Raw genomic sequence first — 17,845 nt, forward strand, 5'->3', positions numbered from 1 at the left:
CCTGCGCCCGAGGCCCCCGCTCCGGAGGTCACGGCGCCGGAGCCCCCAACTCCCGAGATCACGGTCCCCGAAGCCCCGATCGCCCCCGAGGCCCCGACGAGCCCCGTGGTGACCCCGACACCCCCGACCAGCCCACCGAGCCCGACCAGCCCGACAACTCCGCCGAGTCCGACGACCACCCCCACGACCCCGCCGAGCCCGACCAGTCCACCGGTCCCCGCGAGCTCCCCCGGAAAGGCGCAGTCGTTCTGGCTGCACATGGACAGCTCCCCGATCAGCGACACCACGATCGCCGAACAGGCGAAGAAACTGTCCTACGTCGTGCTCAACGCGTGGGAAGGCGACCTCTCGGCGAAGTTCAAGAAGGCGAATCCCGCCATCAAGGTGTTCGTGTACAAGGACCTGTCGTCGACCCGGAGTTATGCGTGCCGCAACGGAGCGGACGACAAGGCCATCCCCACCGGGGTCGGCTACTGCGAAGCGGAGAAGTCGAACCCCGAATGGTTCCTCACCGACAAGAAGGGGAAGCGGTTCGAGTACGGCGGCTACTCGGGGCACTGGCAGATGGACGTGGGCAACCGGGAATACCAGCGCCGGTGGGGCGACAACGTCATCGCGAGCGCGAAAGCCGGTGGCTTCGACGGCGTGCTGATGGACAACGCGCTGTTCGGGTGCGACACCTACCACGAGGGCAGGTGCCCCAAGGCGTACCCGACCGACCTGGCGTTCCAGACGGCGTACAAGTCGATGTTCGCGAACCTCCGCCCCCGCTTCGCCGCGGCGGGGATCCTCACCGTGGCGAACCTGGCGAACGCCCGCCTGTACCCCGGTCTCTGGGACGCCTACACCGAACACCTGGACGGCGGGTTCGACGAGTGGTGGGTCGCGTTCAGCGGGACGAACCTGCTGGCCGCGGGCGACGGCGGGTGGGCGAGGCAGGCGGAGCAGATCGCCTCGAACGAGGCCCGCGGCAAGATCACCTGGGTGCAGCCGCACTTCTCCCCCTCCGAGAACGGGGCCTTCCGGTACGCGCTCTCCAGCTACTTCTTGGTCAAGGGCGGCAAGAGCGCCATCGCGGAGACGGTCGGCACGGACAACTACGGCGAACCCGCGCCGACGCGTCCCGAGTACAACTGGGACCTGGGCGAGCCGACCGGCCCGTACCAGACCATCGGCAAGAACCTGTTCCGCCGCGACTTCACCTGCGGCACGGTCGTGGTGAACACCAACCGGACCGGCGGAAGCGCGCTGAGGGTCGACCTGGGCAGGACCCACTCCGACGAGCACGGCTTCTTCGTCCTGTCGGTGTCGCTGGGCGGCACGTCCGGCTCCGTCCTGCGCAAGCCCTGCACCGCGGCCAAGTCACGCGAGTGATGCCCCGGCGCACACCACCAGTGCCTGGCCGGTGATGCTGCGGGCGTCCGGCCCGAGCAGGAACAGCACCGTCCCCGCGATCTCGGCCGGATCGATCAGCGCTCCCATCGGCGGCAGCCGGACGGGCGTGGCCGCCCGGCCGGGGTCGCGCAGCATCGGGGTGTCGGTCGGACCGGGGGCCACGACGTTGACCGTGATGGCCCGGTCCACCAGCTCCGCGGCCCACGACCGCGACAGACCCACCAGCGCGGCCTTCGTCGCGGCGTACTGGCTCTTGCCCGGCACTCCCGTCATCGTGCGGCTGCCGATCAGCACCACCCGACCGCCGCGCGGCATCCGGTCGACGGCGGCGTCGACCAGCACGGTGGCGGCCTCCACGTGCACCCGCCACATGCCCGCCCCGTCCTCCGTGGACAGCGACCCGAGCCGCGCGGAGCGCTGGAACCCCGCCGCGTGCACCACGGCGTCCGCCGAGGACAGTTCCCGCACGGTGGACCGCAGCGCGGACAGGTCACCCAGGTCGGTCGCGCGCCACGTGAGCCGGTCGTGGTGCAGCGGCGGCTCGCCCCGGCTGAGCCCGGTCACGGCCCAGCCCTCGGCCAGCAGCCTGCGCGCGGTGGCGAGGCCGATACCGGAGCTGACACCGGTGACCAGCGCGTGCGGGCTCATCCGACCCACGCCACGGGCACGCGGACGTGCTCGATCGTCTGCCGGAAGTACGTGAACGCGATGTCCAGTGCCCCGTCGGCCGCCTGCTGGACGGTCGGGTAGGAGAACTCGCGGTTGAGCCCGTCGCGGGAGTTGTTGGTCAGGCAGTAGCCGTCGCCGACCTCCAGGTTCCGCCGCACCGGCCAGGTGAGACCGCCGTCGGACGAGAGCGCGACCGTCATCGGCGCGCGCGGAGCGCCCCAGAACGCGGCCCCGAACTCCTCGGTCGGCGCGGCCTGCTCGTCGGCCAGCCCGTCGTCGTCGATCTCGTCGTACAGCGACAGCCTGCGCTCCGTGGCGTCGCGGGCGCTGCTGTCGTTGAACACCACCGCGAGCCGGTCGTCGGCCAGCCGCACGACCTGGACCGACGAGTTGTTGTTCGGCAGGTCGGGCACCGCTCGGGGCGCGGTCCACGTCTCGCCGTCGTCGGTCGACGTGGAGCGGTAGACGAAGTCCGCCCACCGGCTGCGGTAGAACGCGGCGAGCGTGCCGTCGGGCAGCGGCACCACGTTCATGTGCACGCGACCCGTGCTGTCCGGCACGGCGCTCTCCCGCCAGGTCTCCCCGGCGTCGTCGGAGATCAGCACGGCGCTCGTGTCGCGGTCCCCCACCCACTTGCGGCCCGGTGCGGACACGCAGTGGAACACCGGCAGCAGCCACCGGCCGGAGTCCAGCACGACGATCGGCTGCCGCACGAACACACCGCCGGTGTCGCTGGCGGGGATCAGCGTCGAGGTCGAACCCCACGTGCGACCGCCGTCGGCCGAGATCCGGCGGCGCACCTCGGACGTGTCCTGGTTGCCCGCGATCTGCGCGGTCCACAGCAGCCACACGGCACCGCCGGGCGCGACGAACAGCACAGGGTTCTGCTCGGACCGGGTGCTGTCGTCCGAGAGCCGCACGGGCGTGGACCACGTGTCCGCGCCGACGGGCAGCCGGGCGAACCAGACGCTGATGTCCGGAACACCCTCCTGCGTACCGCCGAACCACACGCAGCCCAGGTCACCGCCGGGGAGCGAGGCCAGGTTCGCGGCGTGGTTCTGCACGGCCGGGGCGGGCAGCATCGCGTCCAGCCGCTCCGGGTCGTCGGCACGGGGGCGCAGCACCCCGTCGAACGCGACGGTCGGCACGCTCACGACTCGTCCAGCGACGCGGCGAGGTGCGTGGCCGCGGACTCCTCCAGGTGGGTCAGGTCCGAGGAGATCGACGCGAACGTGTACCCCTCGGCCAGCCGCTTGGCGGCGGAGGCGCCGTCCATCGTGTGGATGCCCGCGGCGATCCCGGCCGCCGCGGCGGCCTCGCGGACGCGGGTCAGCGCCACCTCGAACTCCGCGGCCAGCGCGGGGTCGCCGGGGAACGCGCCGCCCAGGGCCAGCATGAGGTCGGACGGACCGACGTACACGCCGTCCAGGCCGGGGGTCGCGCAGATCGCCTCGACGTTCGCCAGGCCCTGCGCGGTCTCGATCATCACCAGCACCACCGTGGAGGCGTTGGCCTCCGCCGGGGTCGGGCCGATGCGCAGCGCGGACCGCATCGGCCCGTAGGAGCGCTTGCCCTCGGGGCCGTACTTCGCCGCGGTCACGGCGGCCGCGGCGTCCGCGGCGGTGTCGACCAGCGGCACGATCACCCCGCCCGCGCCCGCGTCCAGCGCCCGGCCGATGGGCGTGGGGTCGTTCGCCTCCACCCGCACCAGACCGGTGGACGCGCCGCCCGCGTCGATCGCGGTCAGCCCGGCCAGCAGACCCGAGTAGCCGAGCAGCCCGTGCTGGCCGTCGAGGCACACGTAGTCGTAGCCGAGCCTCGCGACCCGCTCGGTCGCCACGGGGGCGTCCAGGACGCACCAGTAGCCGACGGCCCGCTCACGGGCGCGGATCTTGCGGGCGAACTCGCTCGCGGACATACCAGCTCCTCCAGGGTTTTCAGCGGTTGTAGGCGGGCATGGGACCGCGCAGCGCGGCCCCGACCTCGTCGCACGCGGCGAGCACGTCGGCGGCCAGCGGACCGGCGGAAGCGGCGTGCACGTTGGCGACGAGGTGTTCGACGCGGGAACCGCCGAGCAGCACCGACCCCACGTCGGCCTGGCTGAGCAGCCACCGCAGCGACAGCTCGGTCAACGGGATCCCGGCGCCCGCGGCGACGTCCGACAGCGCGGAGACGGCGGCGAACAACCGGTCGTCCCAGTACCGCTCGGTGTACATCGCGGCCAGCCGGGAGTCGCCGAACCTGCCCTCTCTCGGCTTCTCGGCGAACGAGTGCCTGCCGGTCAGCAGACCGCCGCCGAGCGGGTTGTAGACGACGGTGAGCAGCCCGGTGACGCGGGCGAACTCCAGGTACTCGTCCTCGACCCGGCGGGCGAGCAGGTTGTAGAGCTGTTGCGCCGCGACGGGTCGGGGCACTCCCTGCGCGTCGCACTCGCGGATGAGGTCCGCGATCTGCCACGCGGCGAAGTTCGACACCCCGATCGCGGAGACGAGCCCTTCGGCGACCAGCTTGCCGAGTTCGGACACGGTCTCGGCGATGGGCGTCGAGCGGTCGGGCTGGTGCAGGTAGAACAGGTCGACGTGGTCGACGCCGAGCCGCCGCAGACTGCCCCGGAGGGACTTGCGCAGCCCGGCGGCCGACAGCGGACCGTCTCCCCCGGCGTCGGGGTGCGGGATGCCCGCCTTGGTGGCCAGCACGATCCGGTCGCGGCGACCGGGCAGCAGGTCACGCAGGATCTCCTCCGACGCGCCGCCCGCGTAGCCGTTAGCGGTGTCCACACCGGTGATCCCGGCGTCGAGCGCCGCGTCCAGCATCCGGCGCGCGCCGTCGGCGTCGACGGTGTCGCCGAACGTCATCGTGCCCAGCACCAGCCGGGACAGGGCGAACGTGCTCACGCGGGGATCTCCTCTCGGGCCGTGACGAAGGCGCGCGGCTTGCGGCCGGTCATGGCGGTGGGGTCGAGCGCGGCCCGGCGCAGCGCACGGGTGTAGGGCTCCTTCGGCGCGGCGAGCACGTCGGCGGTCGGCCCGGACTCGACGACCCGGCCCGCCCTCATCACGACGACGTCCGCGCTGATCTGCCGCACCACGCCCAGGTTGTGCGAGATGACGATGCACGTCAGGCCGGTGTCACGCTGGAGGTCCTCCAGCAGCGCCAGCACCTGCGCCTGCACCGACACGTCCAGCGCGCTGGTCGCCTCGTCGCACACCAGCAGTTCGGGGCTGCTGGCCAGCGCCCGCGCGATGCCGATCCGCTGGCGCTGGCCGCCGGAGAACTCGGCGGGCCGCCGTTCCAGCGCGCTGGACGGCAGGCCGACCCGGTCGATCAGCTCGGCGGCCGTCGCGCGGCGTTCGGCGGCGGACCTGACCCCGCGCAGCCGCAGCGGTTCGGCGACGATGTCCTGCGCGCTCAGGTGCGGGTCCAGGGAGGCGTACGGGTCCTGGAACACCATCTGCACCCGCGAGCGCAGCGGGCGCATCCGCCGTTCCGACAGCGGGGCGATGTCCGTGCCGTCCAGCAGGATCTGCCCGGAACTGGGCTTGAGCAGCCGCACGATCGCGCAGGCGATGGTGGACTTGCCGCAGCCGGACTCGCCGACGATGGCGAGCGTCCGGCCCTTGTGGACGGTGAAGCTGACGGTGTCGACCGCGCGGAACGAGCCGCCGCGGACGTGGTACTCCACCACGAGGTCGCGCACGTCGAGCAGCGGTGTGGTCATCGGTCTCCTCCGGCGGCGGTGCCGTCCTCGTCCCACGGCCCGAGCACGGGCACGGCGGACAGCAGCTTGCGGGTGTACTCGTGGCTCGGGTGGTCGACGACCGCCTCCACGTCGCCGGACTCGACGAACCGGCCGTCGCGCATCACGTGGATGCGGTCGGACACCAGCCGCGCGACGCCCAGGTCGTGGGTGATCATCAGGATGCCGATGCCGGTGCTCTCCTGGAGTTCCAGCAGCAGCCCGAGGATCCCGGCCTGCACGGTCACGTCCAGCGCGCTGGTCGGCTCGTCGGCCACCAGCAGCCGGGGCTCCCCCGCCAGCGCGATGGCGATCAGCACGCGCTGGAGCATCCCACCGGACAGCTGGTGCGGGTACCGGCCGAGCTGCTCGGTCGAGCGCGGCACGTGGACCAGGTCGAGCAGTTCCACGGCACGCGCCTCGGCGTCGCGCTTGGCGAGTTCCGGTCTGCGCAGGCGCACGGCCTCGACCAACTGCCGCCCGATCGTGTGCACCGGGCTGAGCGCGGTCATCGGGTCCTGCGGGATCAGCGACACGGTCCGGCCGCGCACGGCGCGCAGCGCACCGGGCTCGGCGATGACGTCGGTGTCGCCGAAGCGCACCGAGCCCGACAGCACGGCCAGGTCGTCCGGGAGCAGGCCGAGGACGGCCATCGCGGTGGTCGACTTGCCCGAGCCGGACTCGCCGATCACGGTCACGGTCTCGCCCTCGCCGATGGTGAAGCTGACGCCGTCCACGGCGCGCACGACACCGCCCGCGGTGATCAGCTCGACCTGGAGGTCCACGACGTCCAGCAGCGCGGCGCTCACGACGTGCTCACCTTCCGACGGCGTGCGCGGTCGCGCAGGCCGTCTCCCAGCAGGTTCACGCCCACGACGAGCGCGACGATGACGAGGCCGGGCAGCGTGACCATCCACCACGAGGTGGTGATGTAGTCCTGCCCGTCGGAGATGATCCGACCCCAGGTGGCGAACGGCCGCTGCGGACCGGCGCCCAGGTAGGACAGCGCGCTCTCCAGCAGCACGGCCTGCGCCAGCAGCAGCAGGACCACGAGGCTGGCCTGCTTCACGACGTTCGGCAGCACGTGGCGCAGCAGGATCGCGAGGCGGTGCAGCCCGAGCACGCGGGCGGCGGCCACGTACGGCTTCTCCCGCTCCACCAGCACGAGCGACCGGGTCAGCCTGGCCACCTCGGGCCACTGCGCGATGGCGATGACGAACGTGATGACCGGGATGGACGGTCCGAACAGCGCCACCACCAGGAGCAGCATCATCAGCAGCGGCAACGACAGCTGGGCCTCCAGCAGCCGCGACACGACCGTGTCGATCCAGCCGCCGAAGTAGCCCGCCGCCGCGCCGAGCACGATGCCGATCAGGCCGGACACCACGACCGCGAGCAGACCGACCAGCAGCGACACCTGGCCGCCGTGCAGGACGCGGGACAGCAGGTCGCGGCCGAGCTGGTCGGTGCCGAACAGGTGCCCGTCGGTGAACGGCGCCAGGCGGCGGCTCGCGAGGTCCTGCTGGTCGGGCCCCGGCAGGGGCAGCACGCGGGCCAGCGCCACGGGGATGACGACGACCAGCGTGCAGACCAGCCCGGCCCACAGCTTGAGCCGCGAGCCCCGGCGCTGCCGGGTGATCTTCGCCCGCGCGAGGTGCTTCGGGGTGACGGCGCTGGGCCCGGGTCCGGACCGCTGCACGCGGGCCGGTCCGGGGTGTGTGGTGCTCACGCGGACACCTTCTTCCCGAGGCGCACCCGCGGGTCGAGCAGCGGGTAGGCGAGGTCGACCAGGAGTTGGACGGTGACGGCGAGCGCCGCCGTGACGAGGACGGTGGCCTGGATCAGCGGGTAGTCGCGCGTCTCCAGCGCGCGGACCACCAGCGAGCCGACCCCCGGCCAGGCGAACACGACCTCCACGACGACCACGCCGTTCAGCATGGACGCGAACCGCGTGCCCAGCGCGGTGACGACGGGGATCGACGAGTTGGTCATGGCGTAGCGCCACACCAGCGCCCGCTCCGACACCCCGCGCGAGCGGGCCACGGTGAGGTAGGGGGCGGTGAGGTTCTTGGCCATCTCGCTGCGCACCAGCCGCGAGATGAGCGCGATCTGGAGGATGGCGACGGTGAGGGCGGGCAGCACCAGGCCGCCCCACGTGGCGAAGCCGGACGCCGGGAGCACCGGGATCAGCACGGCGAACACCGTGAGCAGCATGATGCCGCTCCAGAAGTCCGGCATGGACTGACCGGCGATGGTCACGACGTTGGCGCCCAGTTCGCGGCCCGTGTCGGCGCGGCGGGCCATCCACACGCCCAGTGGGACGGACACGAGGGTGGTGATCAGGATCGCGGCCACCGCGAGGGTGATGGTGAACGGCAGCCGGTCGAGCACCACGTCCAGCGCGGGCGAGCGGAACGAGTAGCTCGTGCCGAGGTCGCCGGTCAGGATGCCCTTGAGGAACAGCAGGTACTGCTCGACCACGGACCGGTCGAGGCCGAAGGCGGCGCGGATCTTCGCCAGGTCCTCGGTCGTGGCGAGCGGACCGGCGTACGCGGCGGCCGGGTCGCCGGAGGCCATGCGGATCAGCACGAACACGGTGGAGATCGTCAGGAACACCGTGAGGACGCTCTGGCCGAGGCGCTTGAACAGGTAGGGCGCCATCGGTCAGCCCTCCAGTCGCGCGGACGCGAGGTCGTAGGAGTTGGTGGGGACGAGCGAGATGTCGCCGACCCGGCTGCGGCTGGCGAGCACGGCGTTCGGCACGAACGCCCAGAGGCACGGCCAGGTCGCCCACACGGCCTTCTGCGCGTCGCTGAGCAGCCGCGCGCGACGGGCGGCGTCGGGCTCGGCGGAGGCGTCGGCGATCTGCGCGGCGATCGACGGGACCACGTAGCCCTGGTAGGTGTCGCGGGTCTGCTCCTTCTCGGGCGTGCCCGCGTACATGCCCTGGAGGATGCTCACGGCCAGGCCCGTGGGGCTGGAGAAGCCGTTGCCGAGCACGTCCCAGTCTCCCGCCTTGCCCTGCCGCCACGACAGGATGTCGCCGCCCGGCTCGAACTGCTGGAGCGAGGCGCGCACCCCGACCTGGCCGAGCATCTGGAGCACGGCCTCCATCACCGAGGTGTCGCTGGCGAACTCGCCGCTCTCCCAGATGATCTTCAGTTCGAGGTCGCGCACGCCCAGCGCGTCCAGCCGCTGCCTGGCCTGGTTCGGGTCGTACACGTACTCGCCGGTCTTGACCGCGCCCTCCAGGCCGGTCGGCACGACGCCGTCGGCCTGGGTGACCGAGCCGACGAGCACGTCCTGGACCAGCGACCGGCCGTCGATGGCGTAGGTCAGCGCCTCACGCACCCTCGGGTCGGCCAGCGGGTGGCCCTGCGGCTTGCGGAAGTTGTAGAACAGCTGGTTGACGCGGGTGCTCGGGGTGCGGGTGATCTGCACGCCCGGCAGGCCCGCGAGCTGGTCGGCGGAGTCCGGGGTGATGGAGTCGATCACGTCGACCTCGCCGCTGCGCAGCGACACGACCCGGCTCGACTCCTCGGGCACGAACCGGACCTGCACGTTCGGCACGCTCGGCCTGGGACCCCAGTAGTTCTCGTTGACCGACAGGGAGTAGTTGCCGGTGCCGCGGTTGCCGGAGCGCACCACGTACGGGCCCGAGCCGATGCCGTCCTGCAACTCCTCCGGGCGGTTGCTCGCCGAGGGCGTGACCAGGATGTTCGCCATCAGGTAGTCCAGCACCGGGATGGGGCGCTCGGTCTGGAGCAGGAAGGTGGCGTCGTCGACCGGCACGACCGTGGGGAACTCGGAGAAGAAGCCCGCGATGAACGACCCGTTCACCTGCTGGTACATCTTCAGCGCGGTGCTGACGTCCTCGATCGTGACGGGCGAGCCGTCCGAGTAGCGCACGCCGTCGCGCAGGTGCACCGTCCACTGGGTGGGTGCCGTCAGCTCGAACCGGTCGGCCAGCACGAGCTGGGGCTTCAGGTCCTGGCCGACCCTGGTCAGCGCCTGGCGCACACCGCGCTGGACGGTGACGGCCGCGTCGAACTGGTTCAGCTTGTTGTCCAGGCTGACCAGCGAGCGGTTGAGCGCGAGGGTCAGCGTGCCGGGGCCGGGGGTCCCGGTCGGACCGGCGCACGCGGTCAGCAGCGGACCCAGCGTGACGCCTGCTCCGGCTATCGCACCCCACCTCAACAGGGTGCGGCGGGAGAGCTCCGGGCCGCTTCCGGATCGGGTCATCGTCGACCTCTCACAGTGCTCGGGGGATTCGGCGCTGCGGCCCTGCACGGCCGGGGACACCGGTGTTACCCGAGCCACACTGACACGGCCTGCACGTTTCGCGCAAGCGCTCTGGTCATTTTGGCGCGTTCTGTGCAATCCTTCAACCGGAGGAGGTGGGGCGAACATGACAAAGATCCTCGTTATTGCTGATGATCTGTCCGGATCCGCCGAAGTGGCCGCCGCGATCGGTGTGCGCACAACGCGCAACCTGGTGCTGCTGGGGATCGGCCCGGTGTTGCCTCCCGATGACGGTGACGTGATCGTCGTGGACCTCGACACGCGGTCGGGACCCGCCACCGAGGCCGAGTCGGGGACCGCGCGGGCCATCGCCGCGCTGGGGGCGTCCCGGCAGGTGTTCGTGAAGGTCGACTCGCAGTTGCGCGGGCACGTGGCCGCCGCCGTGCGCGGGGCGGGCGGGTTCGCCGTCGTGTGCCCCGCGCTCCCCCGGCTCGGCCGCGCGGTGCTCGGCGGCGTCGTGCACCTGGACGGCGTGCCCCTGCACGACACGGACGCGTGGCGGGTGGAACCGGTGCCGCCACCGCGCTCGATCGCCGAACTCCTCGCGCCGCTGCCCGTGACCCTGGTGCCGTTGGCCGATGTCCGCGGTCCCGGTCTCGCCGCGCGGCTGCGCGCGATCCGCGCGAGCGGGGCCGTCGCCGTGTGCGACGCGGAGGCCGACACCGACCTGTCCCTGGTCGCCGCGGCGGGCTCGGAGGTGGGGGCGGTGCTGGTCGGGTCGGCCGGACTCGCCGAGGCACTCGGCTCCGGCCCGTCCACCGTCGTGCCCGAGCCCGGTTCGGCCGTGCTGGTCGTCGTCGGCACGGCGGCGGCCTCGGCGCAGGTCGACCACCTGCGGGCGGCGGGCCGACCCGAGTGGCTCACCGTCCTGACCGCACCCGCGGAGGTCGTGCCCGGCGGAGTCGTGGCCGCGCTCGCCGACGCGGCCGCCGACGCCGCGGGCACCGCCGACCTCGTCCTCACCGGCGGCGAGACCGCCCGCGCCGTGCTCGACCGGCTCGGCGTCACCCGCCTCACCGTCCACGGCGCCCTCGCCGGGCACCACGGCGCCGTCCTGAGCACCACGTCCGACGGCCGCCGCGTCGTCACCAGACCGGGCAGCTTCGGCGCGCCCGACTCACTCACCGCGATCGCGGCCGCGCTGCGGTCCGACCACGAACGCCACGGAGGCAGCCACGTGAGCACCACCAGTCCCGACACCCGCCCGTACATCGCCGTCACGATGGGCGACGGCGCGGGCATCGGCCCCGAGGTCGTCGTGGGCGCGCTGCTCGACGAGGGCTTGGCCGCCGAGTGCCGCCCGGTGGTGGTCGGCGACGCCGCCCGCCTGCGGCTGGGCGCCGAGGCGCTGGGCGTGACCGCCGACGTCGTGGCCGTGGAGTCCGTCGAGGACGCCGAGTTCGTCCCCGGCCGGGTCAACGTGATCGACCTCGGCCTGCTGCCCGCCGACCTCCGGTGGGGTGAGCTGTCCGCGACCGCGGGAGACGCGGCGTTCCACTACATCCGGGTGGCGTCCGAGCTGGCCATGTCCGGGAAGGTGCAGGGCATCTGCACCGCGCCGCTGAACAAGGAGGCGCTGCACGCGGGCGGCCACGTGTACCCCGGCCACACCGAGCTGCTGGCGCACCTGACCGGGACCGAGGAGGTGTCGATGATGCTGTCGACACCGAGGGTCAAGGTCATCCACGTGACCACGCACATCGGGCTGGTGGACGCCATCCGCAAGATCGAGCCCGGTCTCGTCGAGCGCACCGTCCGGCGCGGCCACGAGGCGCTGGTCCGCGCGGGTGTCCCGGAGCCCAGGATCGGCGTGTGCGCGATCAACCCGCACGCGGGCGAGAACGGCCTGTTCGGCCAGGGCGAGGAGGCCGAGAAGATCACCCCCGCCATCGAGGTGCTCCAGGCCTCGGGGATCGACGCCCGCGGCCCGCTGCCCGCCGACACCGCGTTCTTCCTGGCGGGGCGCGGCGACTACGACCTCATCGTCGCGATGTACCACGACCAGGGCCACGGGCCGGTGAAGGTGCTCGGCATCGAGGCGGGCGTCAACATCACCGTCGGCCTGCCGGTGATCCGCACGTCGGTCGACCACGGCACCGCGTTCGACATCGCGGGCAAGGGCGTGGCGGACATCCGCAGCATGATCGAGGCTCTGCACCAGGCCGCCCGCATGTCACCCAGCCCGGTGGCCGTCTGACGATATTCTGCGCGGACCACGACAGCACCGGAGGCAGCGCATGGCGGGGATGCGGACGGGAGACCGTCGCGACGAGATCGTCCGGATGGCGACCACGACGGGTCTTGCCAGCGTCGAGGAACTCGCCTTCACGTTCGACGTCACGGCGTCGACGATCCGCCGCGACCTGGCGCGGCTGACCGACGAGGGCAGGGTGGCGCGCACCTACGGCGGCGCGATGGCCCTGCTCGCGCACCCGGAGCTGTCGGTGCGGCAGCGGACGCTGGAGGGGTTCGTCGAGAAGGTCGCCATCGCCAGGTGGGCGGCCTCGGAGGTCAAGTCCGGTGAGACGATCCTGCTGGACGCGGGCACGACCGTCGGCGCGCTGGCGCACGAGGTGCGCACCGTGCCTCAGCTCACCGTGGCCACCACCGGCCTGACGGCGCTGCACGAGCTGGCGGGCTCCGAGTCGGTGCACGTGGAGTGCCTCGGCGGCACCCTGCGGCACCTCAGCCAGGGCTTCGTCGGCCCGCTCACCGAGGCCGCGCTGGAACGCATGACGTTCGACCGCGTCTACCTCGGCGCGGACGGCGTGACGCCGGAGAACGGCCTGTGCGAGGCGGACCTGCAACAGACCAGGCTGAAGGAGCTGATGATCCGCCGCGCGGCGGAGGTCTACGTGCTGGCGCACTCGGACAAGCTCGGCCGCAGCCCGTTCCACTCGTGGGTCCGCCTGCCGTCCCGCTGGACCCTGGTCACCGACAACCGCGCCGACCCCGGTCTGGTCGCCGAGTTCACGAAGCGCGGCGCGCACGTGGTGACGGTCGACCCCGACCAGGACTAGCCGGGGCCCTGCGAGGAGACCAGGAGCCAGAGCACGATCGCGGCGGTGGCGACCTCCGCCGTCAGCAGGTCCTCCGCGCGGCAGACCACGGAACCGCTCGAGTCGGATGGAGCGGCGTTCGACCGCGCCGCCGCGCTCGGCAACTCGGCGTCGAAGGCCGGTGAAGCCCGCCGGGTGACCCCTCGGTCACCCGGCGGATGACTCGTATCGGCACATCGCGCCCGTCAACTCACCCTGGCGGGCGACACGTCTGACATTGACACTGTCACCATTGCAGTGTCACCATTACCCCATGTGGACGATCGACGAGCTGGTGGAGAGGGTGGGCGCGGCGCTGGCCGCGGAATACCCCGGCGCGCCCAACGGGCGGGTCCGCGACGTGCCCGATCGGCGTGCCGTCCGCTGGTACGCGACCACCGGCCTGGTGGATCGGCCGTCCGCGATGCGGGGGCGGACCGCGCTCTACGAAACCCGCCACCTGCTGCAACTCGTCGCGGTGAAGAGGCTCCAGGCGGACGGGCGCACGCTCGCCGAGATCCAGTCCGAACTCGCGGGGGCCACCGACGACCGGTTGGCGGCTGTCGCGCGTGTCCCCGAGGGGCTGCTGGCGGGGGGTGAGCTGCCCCTCGGGGAGTCGACGAGACCCCGGTTCTGGACGACCCCGCCATCGAACTCCGCTCGGGGGTGGGACGTCGGGCGTTCCGTCCCGACGGTCGTGGTGTCCGACGCTCCGCCCGACACACCGCCCGCCGCGCTCACCGGCGTGGTGCTGCCCGGCGGGGTGGTGGTGCTGGTGCCCGGCATCCCCTCCCCCGCTGACCGGACCGCCATCGCCTCCGCGGCCCAACCCCTGCTCGATCTGCTCTCCTCCCGTGGCCTCACCGACGAAAGGGACTCGTCATGACCTTCTCGATCACTCCGATGGACGTGCCCGAACTCGACCGGATCGGCCGCGTCACGGGAGAGGGCGGAGTCGGCACGCTGCGCACCGAGCGCGGGAACCTGCCCCTGCAGCGGATCGACGTGCGGGCCTCGGTCACCGGCCTGGTGGGGAGGGTGGTGCTGACGACGGACTTCGTCAACCCGCACGACACCGCGCTCGAGGCCACGTACGTGTTCCCGCTACCCGACCGCGCGGCCGTCACGGGGATGACGATGACCGCCGACGAGCGGGTCGTGGAGGCCGAACTCCAGGAGCGGGGAGCGGCCAGGCAGCAGTACGACGAGGCCATCGCGGCGGGGAAGCGGGCGTCGATCGCGGAGGAGGAAAGACCTGATGTGTTCACGATGCGCGTCGGGAACATCCTGCCCGGCGAGCAGGTCAGCGTCGCGCTGACGATGGTGGGGCCGCTGGTGTTCGAGGACGGCGCGGCGACGTTCCGGTTCCCGCTCGTGGTCGCGCCGCGGTACGTGCCCGGTACTCCCCTGTCCGGCGAGTCGGTGGGCGAGGGCTACGCGGAGGACACCGATCAGGTGCCGGACGCGTCGCGGATCACGCCCCCGGTGCTGCTGCCCGGTTTCCCCAACCCGGTGCGGCTGTCGATCGGGGTGGAGGTCGACCCGGCCGGGCTGGAACTCGGTGCGGTCCGGTCGAGTCTGCACGTGGTGAACCAGGAGGGGAACCTGATCACGGTGTCGCCCGGTGAGCGGGCCGACCGCGACTTCGTGCTGCGCCTGGCGTACGAGGGGCACGGCTCGGCGGCGGTGTGCGTGCCGGACCAGCCCGACGGCGCCGAGGGCACGTACCAGGTGACGGTGCTGCCGCCGGAGTCCGTGGCGCCGGTGCGGCCGAGGGACGTGGTGCTGCTGCTCGACCGGTCGGGCAGCATGCACGGCTGGAAGATGGTCGCCGCACGGCGGGCGGCGGCGCGGATCGTGGACACGCTGACGGCGGACGACCGGTTCGCCGTGGTCACGTTCGACCACGAGGTCGGCCACCCTGCCGACCTGGGCGCGGGTCTGGTCGCGGCGACGGACCGCAACCGGTACCGGGCCGTGGAGCACCTGGCGGGCGTGCAGGCTCGTGGTGGCACGGAACTCCTGGCGCCGATCCGGGACGGGCTGCGGCTGCTCGACCGGTCGGACGGCGACCGGGACCGGACGGTCGTGCTGGTCACGGACGGGCAGGTGGGCAACGAGGACCAGATCCTGCACGACATCGCACCACTCGTCGGCCGGACGAGGGTGCACGCCGTCGGCATCGACACGGCCGTCAACGCGGGGTTCCTGGGCAGGCTCGCGGCGACCGGCGCCGGGCGGTGCGAGCTGGTGGAGAGCGAGGACAGGCTGGACGACGCCATGGAGCACATCCAGCGGCGGATCGCCGCGCCCGTCGTCACCGATGTCGTGGTGTCCGCGGACGGGGTGTCGTTCGTGGAGGAGTCGGCCCGGCCGACGGCGATCTACCCCGGTGTGCCGTTGGTCGTGTCCGGTCGCTACCGCGGTGAGGCGTCCGGTTCCTTCACCGTGCACGGCCGTACGCGGGACGACCGTGCGTGGGACGCGGTGGTGCCGGTGGGGCTGCGGGACGAGCCCGCCATCACGGCCCAGTGGGCGCGGTCGGCGTTGCGGCGCATGGAGGACGCGTACGTGGCGGGGAACTCCGGGCTGGAGTCGACGATCGTGGCGACCTCGCTGAAGTTCGGGGTGCTGTGCCGGTTCACCGCGTTCGTGGCGGTCGATTCCGAGGTCGTGGCGGACGGCACCGTGCACCGCGTGGTGCAGCCGGTCGAACTGCCCGCGGGCTGGGAGTCGGCACCACCGGTCCAGACCATGTCGTTCGGTGCGCCGCAGACGATGCTGCGAGGCATGGGGAGTGCGCCGGTGGTGGCCCCGGCACCGCCGTTCTCGATGCCACCGCCTCCGTCGATGCCCGTGCCGTTCGCGGGTGGCGCTCCGTCCGGGTCGAGGTCCGCGGGCGACGCACCGGGCGGCCCGCCCCGCTCACCGGCTCCCGCTGGGGTGCCCCCTCGTCCTGCTTCCGCTGGTTCGCCTCCTCCCCCGGCGTCCGCCAGTCCGAAGCGGCGGTCCGCAACGCCTCTGGCCGGTAGCACCCAGTCCGAGTCGCTCCGGATCCTGCCGGACGACGGTCTGGGCGACCTGCGGGCGATCGTGGCAACGGAAGCGGCCCGTCTGCGCGACGCCGAGGGTCTTCCCGACTACGAGCGTCGGGACCTGCTGGCAGACCTGGCCAGCAGGTTGGACACGCTACTGGCCCGCTTGACCGGTCCGACCTACGACCCGCTCCGCCGGCTGGTAGCGGACCTGTTGGCAGGTGGCGACGTGGACACCCTCTGGACCGAGGCAAGACGAGTACTGGAGGCCTTCACGTCAACCGACACCAACGCCGACGCCACTCCACAGCGCCGCACAGCTTTCTGGCGCCGCTGACACGGGGGTAGGTCTGTCGGAGTCCCGCAGGGGCTCCGACAGACCTCCACCACACACTGTCTCGTTGCTCTCGACCAACGACCCGCGGTTTCACGGTTCCCGATCAAGATGCCGCGGTTTCGCCGGTGCAGGCCAAGGAGCTGCGGTCGCCAGGGTCTGCATGGCTGTGTCCCTGCAACGTGGCCGTCTCCGGTGGTGCGGTGTCGGAAGCCCAGGAGTGTTGCTGGAGAAGGAGGAATAGCTGTCGTGCTGACCGCGAACAGCATGTAAGCGGCGGTTCTGAAGGACTGGCACCGTCTCGGCTCAGGCGGTGAGCAGTGTGCGTAGCCGGAGAAACGATGTCACGCCGTTGGGCCTTACCCCCGATGTTGGACACGGGTTTATGCGGCTGGGGTGAGCGTAGCCGGTGTCGAAGTGAGGCTGTTCTCGTAATCGATCGGGGACATCCGCCCTAGTTGGCAATGACGGTGTCGGATGTTGTAGCGGTGCAGCCAGCCGAACGCGGCCAGCCGTGATTCCCTTGCTGCCACAAGTCCGGGCGCCTTGGAGGGTTTCGCACTTGAAGGAGGTGTTGAGGCTTTCGGCGGCGGCGTTGCCGGCCGAGCTGCCGACCGCGCCCATGGGCCGGATCACCCCGGAGGCCTGGCAGGCGTCGGCGAACGCTCGGGAGCCGTATTGGGCCCTTGGTCGCTGTGGAACACCGCTCCGGCCAGGCTGCCCCTGGTGCGCTGCGCGGCGACCAAAGCGTCGAGGACCGGTTCGGTGCGCATGTGATCGGCGATCGCCCAGCCGACCAGACGGCGTGAACACAGGTCCATCACGATCGCGAGATAGGCGAAGGTGCCGTCGGCGATCGGCAGATACGTGATGTCACCAACGTAGCGGGTGTTGGGCGCCTGCGCGGTGAAGTCCCGGCCGAGCAGGTCCGGCGCCTAGACCGTCGCGGGGTCTGCGGTGGTGGTGCGGTGTCGACTGCGCAGCCGCAACCCGGCCAAGCCAATCCCGCGCATGACCCGCGCGACACGCTTGTGGTTGACCACGTGTCCGGCGTCGCGCAGTTCGGCGGTGATCCGCAGGACGCTGTAGGTGCAGTCGACTCGCGGTGGACGACGCGGATACCTGCCGCCAGGCGGGCGTCTGCGGCTGCGCGGGTGACTCGGTCGGGCGCGGTGGCTTTCCAGTGGTAGTAAAGGGATCGGGCGATCCCGATGACCTGGCACAACCGCTTGACGCCGTGGCGGCGTTGGTGGTCTGCGAAGAATTGGAAGCGGTTCACCAGCGCGTCTCCCCGGCGAAATACTCCGCCGCCTTGCGCTGGATGTCGCGCTCCTCC

17 protein-coding genes are annotated in these 17,845 nt (G+C 72.0%); 6 read left to right on the forward strand and 11 right to left on the reverse strand.

What is annotated here, in order from left to right:
• The first annotated feature begins 258 nt into the window (after nt 1–258).
• Complete coding sequence (locus VFZ92_RS34865; RefSeq protein WP_330880951.1) at nt 259–1,374, forward strand: putative glycoside hydrolase; 1,116 nt, start codon at nt 259–261, stop codon at nt 1,372–1,374.
• On the opposite strand, the gene VFZ92_RS34870 is transcribed toward VFZ92_RS34865, so the two are convergent.
• Genes VFZ92_RS34870 through VFZ92_RS34910 form a run of 9 tightly spaced genes read right to left on the reverse strand, consistent with a single transcriptional unit; the run spans nt 1,363 to nt 10,042 of the window.
• Complete coding sequence (locus VFZ92_RS34870) at nt 1,363–2,043, reverse strand: SDR family oxidoreductase (protein ID WP_330880954.1); 681 nt, start codon at nt 2,041–2,043, stop codon at nt 1,363–1,365. The two genes, VFZ92_RS34865 and VFZ92_RS34870, sit on opposite strands and share 12 nt — an antisense overlap.
• Nucleotides 2,040–3,218 carry a sialidase family protein gene (locus VFZ92_RS34875; protein ID WP_330880956.1) on the reverse strand — a complete coding sequence of 393 codons (1,179 nt, stop codon included), beginning with the start codon at nt 3,216–3,218 and terminating at the stop codon, nt 2,040–2,042. Before VFZ92_RS34875 ends, VFZ92_RS34870 begins: the two co-directional genes overlap by 4 nt.
• Nucleotides 3,215–3,982, reverse strand: a complete 768-nt coding sequence (locus VFZ92_RS34880) for an HpcH/HpaI aldolase family protein (RefSeq protein WP_330880958.1) — start codon at nt 3,980–3,982, stop codon at nt 3,215–3,217. Before VFZ92_RS34880 ends, VFZ92_RS34875 begins: the two co-directional genes overlap by 4 nt.
• A gap of 19 nt (nt 3,983–4,001) precedes the next feature.
• Entirely contained in the window at nt 4,002–4,958 is a 957-nt protein-coding gene (locus VFZ92_RS34885; RefSeq protein ID WP_330880960.1) for an aldo/keto reductase, read from the reverse strand.
• Nucleotides 4,955–5,782: an ABC transporter ATP-binding protein gene (locus VFZ92_RS34890; RefSeq protein WP_330880962.1), complete on the reverse strand. Its 828-nt coding sequence runs from the start codon at nt 5,780–5,782 to the stop codon at nt 4,955–4,957. Before VFZ92_RS34890 ends, VFZ92_RS34885 begins: the two co-directional genes overlap by 4 nt.
• Nucleotides 5,779–6,609: an ABC transporter ATP-binding protein gene (locus VFZ92_RS34895; protein WP_330880964.1), complete on the reverse strand. Its 831-nt coding sequence runs from the start codon at nt 6,607–6,609 to the stop codon at nt 5,779–5,781. Before VFZ92_RS34895 ends, VFZ92_RS34890 begins: the two co-directional genes overlap by 4 nt.
• A complete protein-coding gene (locus tag VFZ92_RS34900; RefSeq protein WP_330880966.1) occupies nt 6,606–7,529 on the reverse strand; it encodes an ABC transporter permease in 924 nt (307 codons plus the stop codon). The genes VFZ92_RS34895 and VFZ92_RS34900 overlap by 4 nt, the downstream gene beginning before the upstream one ends.
• A complete protein-coding gene (locus VFZ92_RS34905; protein WP_330880968.1) occupies nt 7,526–8,461 on the reverse strand; it encodes an ABC transporter permease in 936 nt (311 codons plus the stop codon). The genes VFZ92_RS34900 and VFZ92_RS34905 overlap by 4 nt, the downstream gene beginning before the upstream one ends.
• A 3-nt stretch (nt 8,462–8,464) precedes the next feature.
• Entirely contained in the window at nt 8,465–10,042 is a 1,578-nt protein-coding gene (locus VFZ92_RS34910) for an ABC transporter substrate-binding protein (RefSeq protein WP_330880970.1), read from the reverse strand.
• A 166-nt stretch (nt 10,043–10,208) separates the two neighbouring features.
• On the opposite strand from VFZ92_RS34910, the gene pdxA reads away from it, so the two are divergent.
• From pdxA to VFZ92_RS34930, 4 genes are all read left to right on the forward strand, one after another.
• Nucleotides 10,209–12,299, forward strand: a complete 2,091-nt coding sequence (gene pdxA / locus VFZ92_RS34915) for a 4-hydroxythreonine-4-phosphate dehydrogenase PdxA (RefSeq protein ID WP_330880972.1) — start codon at nt 10,209–10,211, stop codon at nt 12,297–12,299.
• 49 nt (nt 12,300–12,348) lie between these two features.
• Entirely contained in the window at nt 12,349–13,122 is a 774-nt protein-coding gene (locus tag VFZ92_RS34920; protein WP_330880974.1) for a DeoR/GlpR family DNA-binding transcription regulator, read from the forward strand.
• A gap of 292 nt (nt 13,123–13,414) precedes the next feature.
• On the forward strand, nt 13,415–14,026 hold the full coding sequence (locus tag VFZ92_RS34925; protein WP_330880976.1) for a MerR family transcriptional regulator: 612 nt from the start codon (nt 13,415–13,417) through the stop codon (nt 14,024–14,026).
• Entirely contained in the window at nt 14,023–16,512 is a 2,490-nt protein-coding gene (locus VFZ92_RS34930) for a VIT domain-containing protein (protein WP_330880979.1), read from the forward strand. Before VFZ92_RS34925 ends, VFZ92_RS34930 begins: the two co-directional genes overlap by 4 nt.
• Before the next feature lie 629 nt (nt 16,513–17,141).
• Here the strand turns inward: VFZ92_RS34930 and VFZ92_RS42540 are convergent.
• Nucleotides 17,142–17,435, reverse strand: a complete 294-nt coding sequence (locus VFZ92_RS42540) for a DDE-type integrase/transposase/recombinase (protein ID WP_414720094.1) — start codon at nt 17,433–17,435, stop codon at nt 17,142–17,144.
• A gap of 9 nt (nt 17,436–17,444) precedes the next feature.
• Entirely contained in the window at nt 17,445–17,708 is a 264-nt protein-coding gene (locus tag VFZ92_RS42545) for an IS3 family transposase (protein WP_414720095.1), read from the reverse strand.
• Between VFZ92_RS42545 and VFZ92_RS34935 the strand changes: the two genes are divergently transcribed.
• Nucleotides 17,615–17,845: hypothetical protein (locus VFZ92_RS34935; RefSeq protein ID WP_330880981.1), on the forward strand; the 231-nt coding region annotated here is incomplete at its 3' end. The genes VFZ92_RS42545 and VFZ92_RS34935 overlap by 94 nt on opposite strands.

It is taken from the genome of Umezawaea sp. (genome assembly GCF_036375055.1).
Classification (GTDB): domain Bacteria; phylum Actinomycetota; class Actinomycetes; order Mycobacteriales; family Pseudonocardiaceae; genus Umezawaea.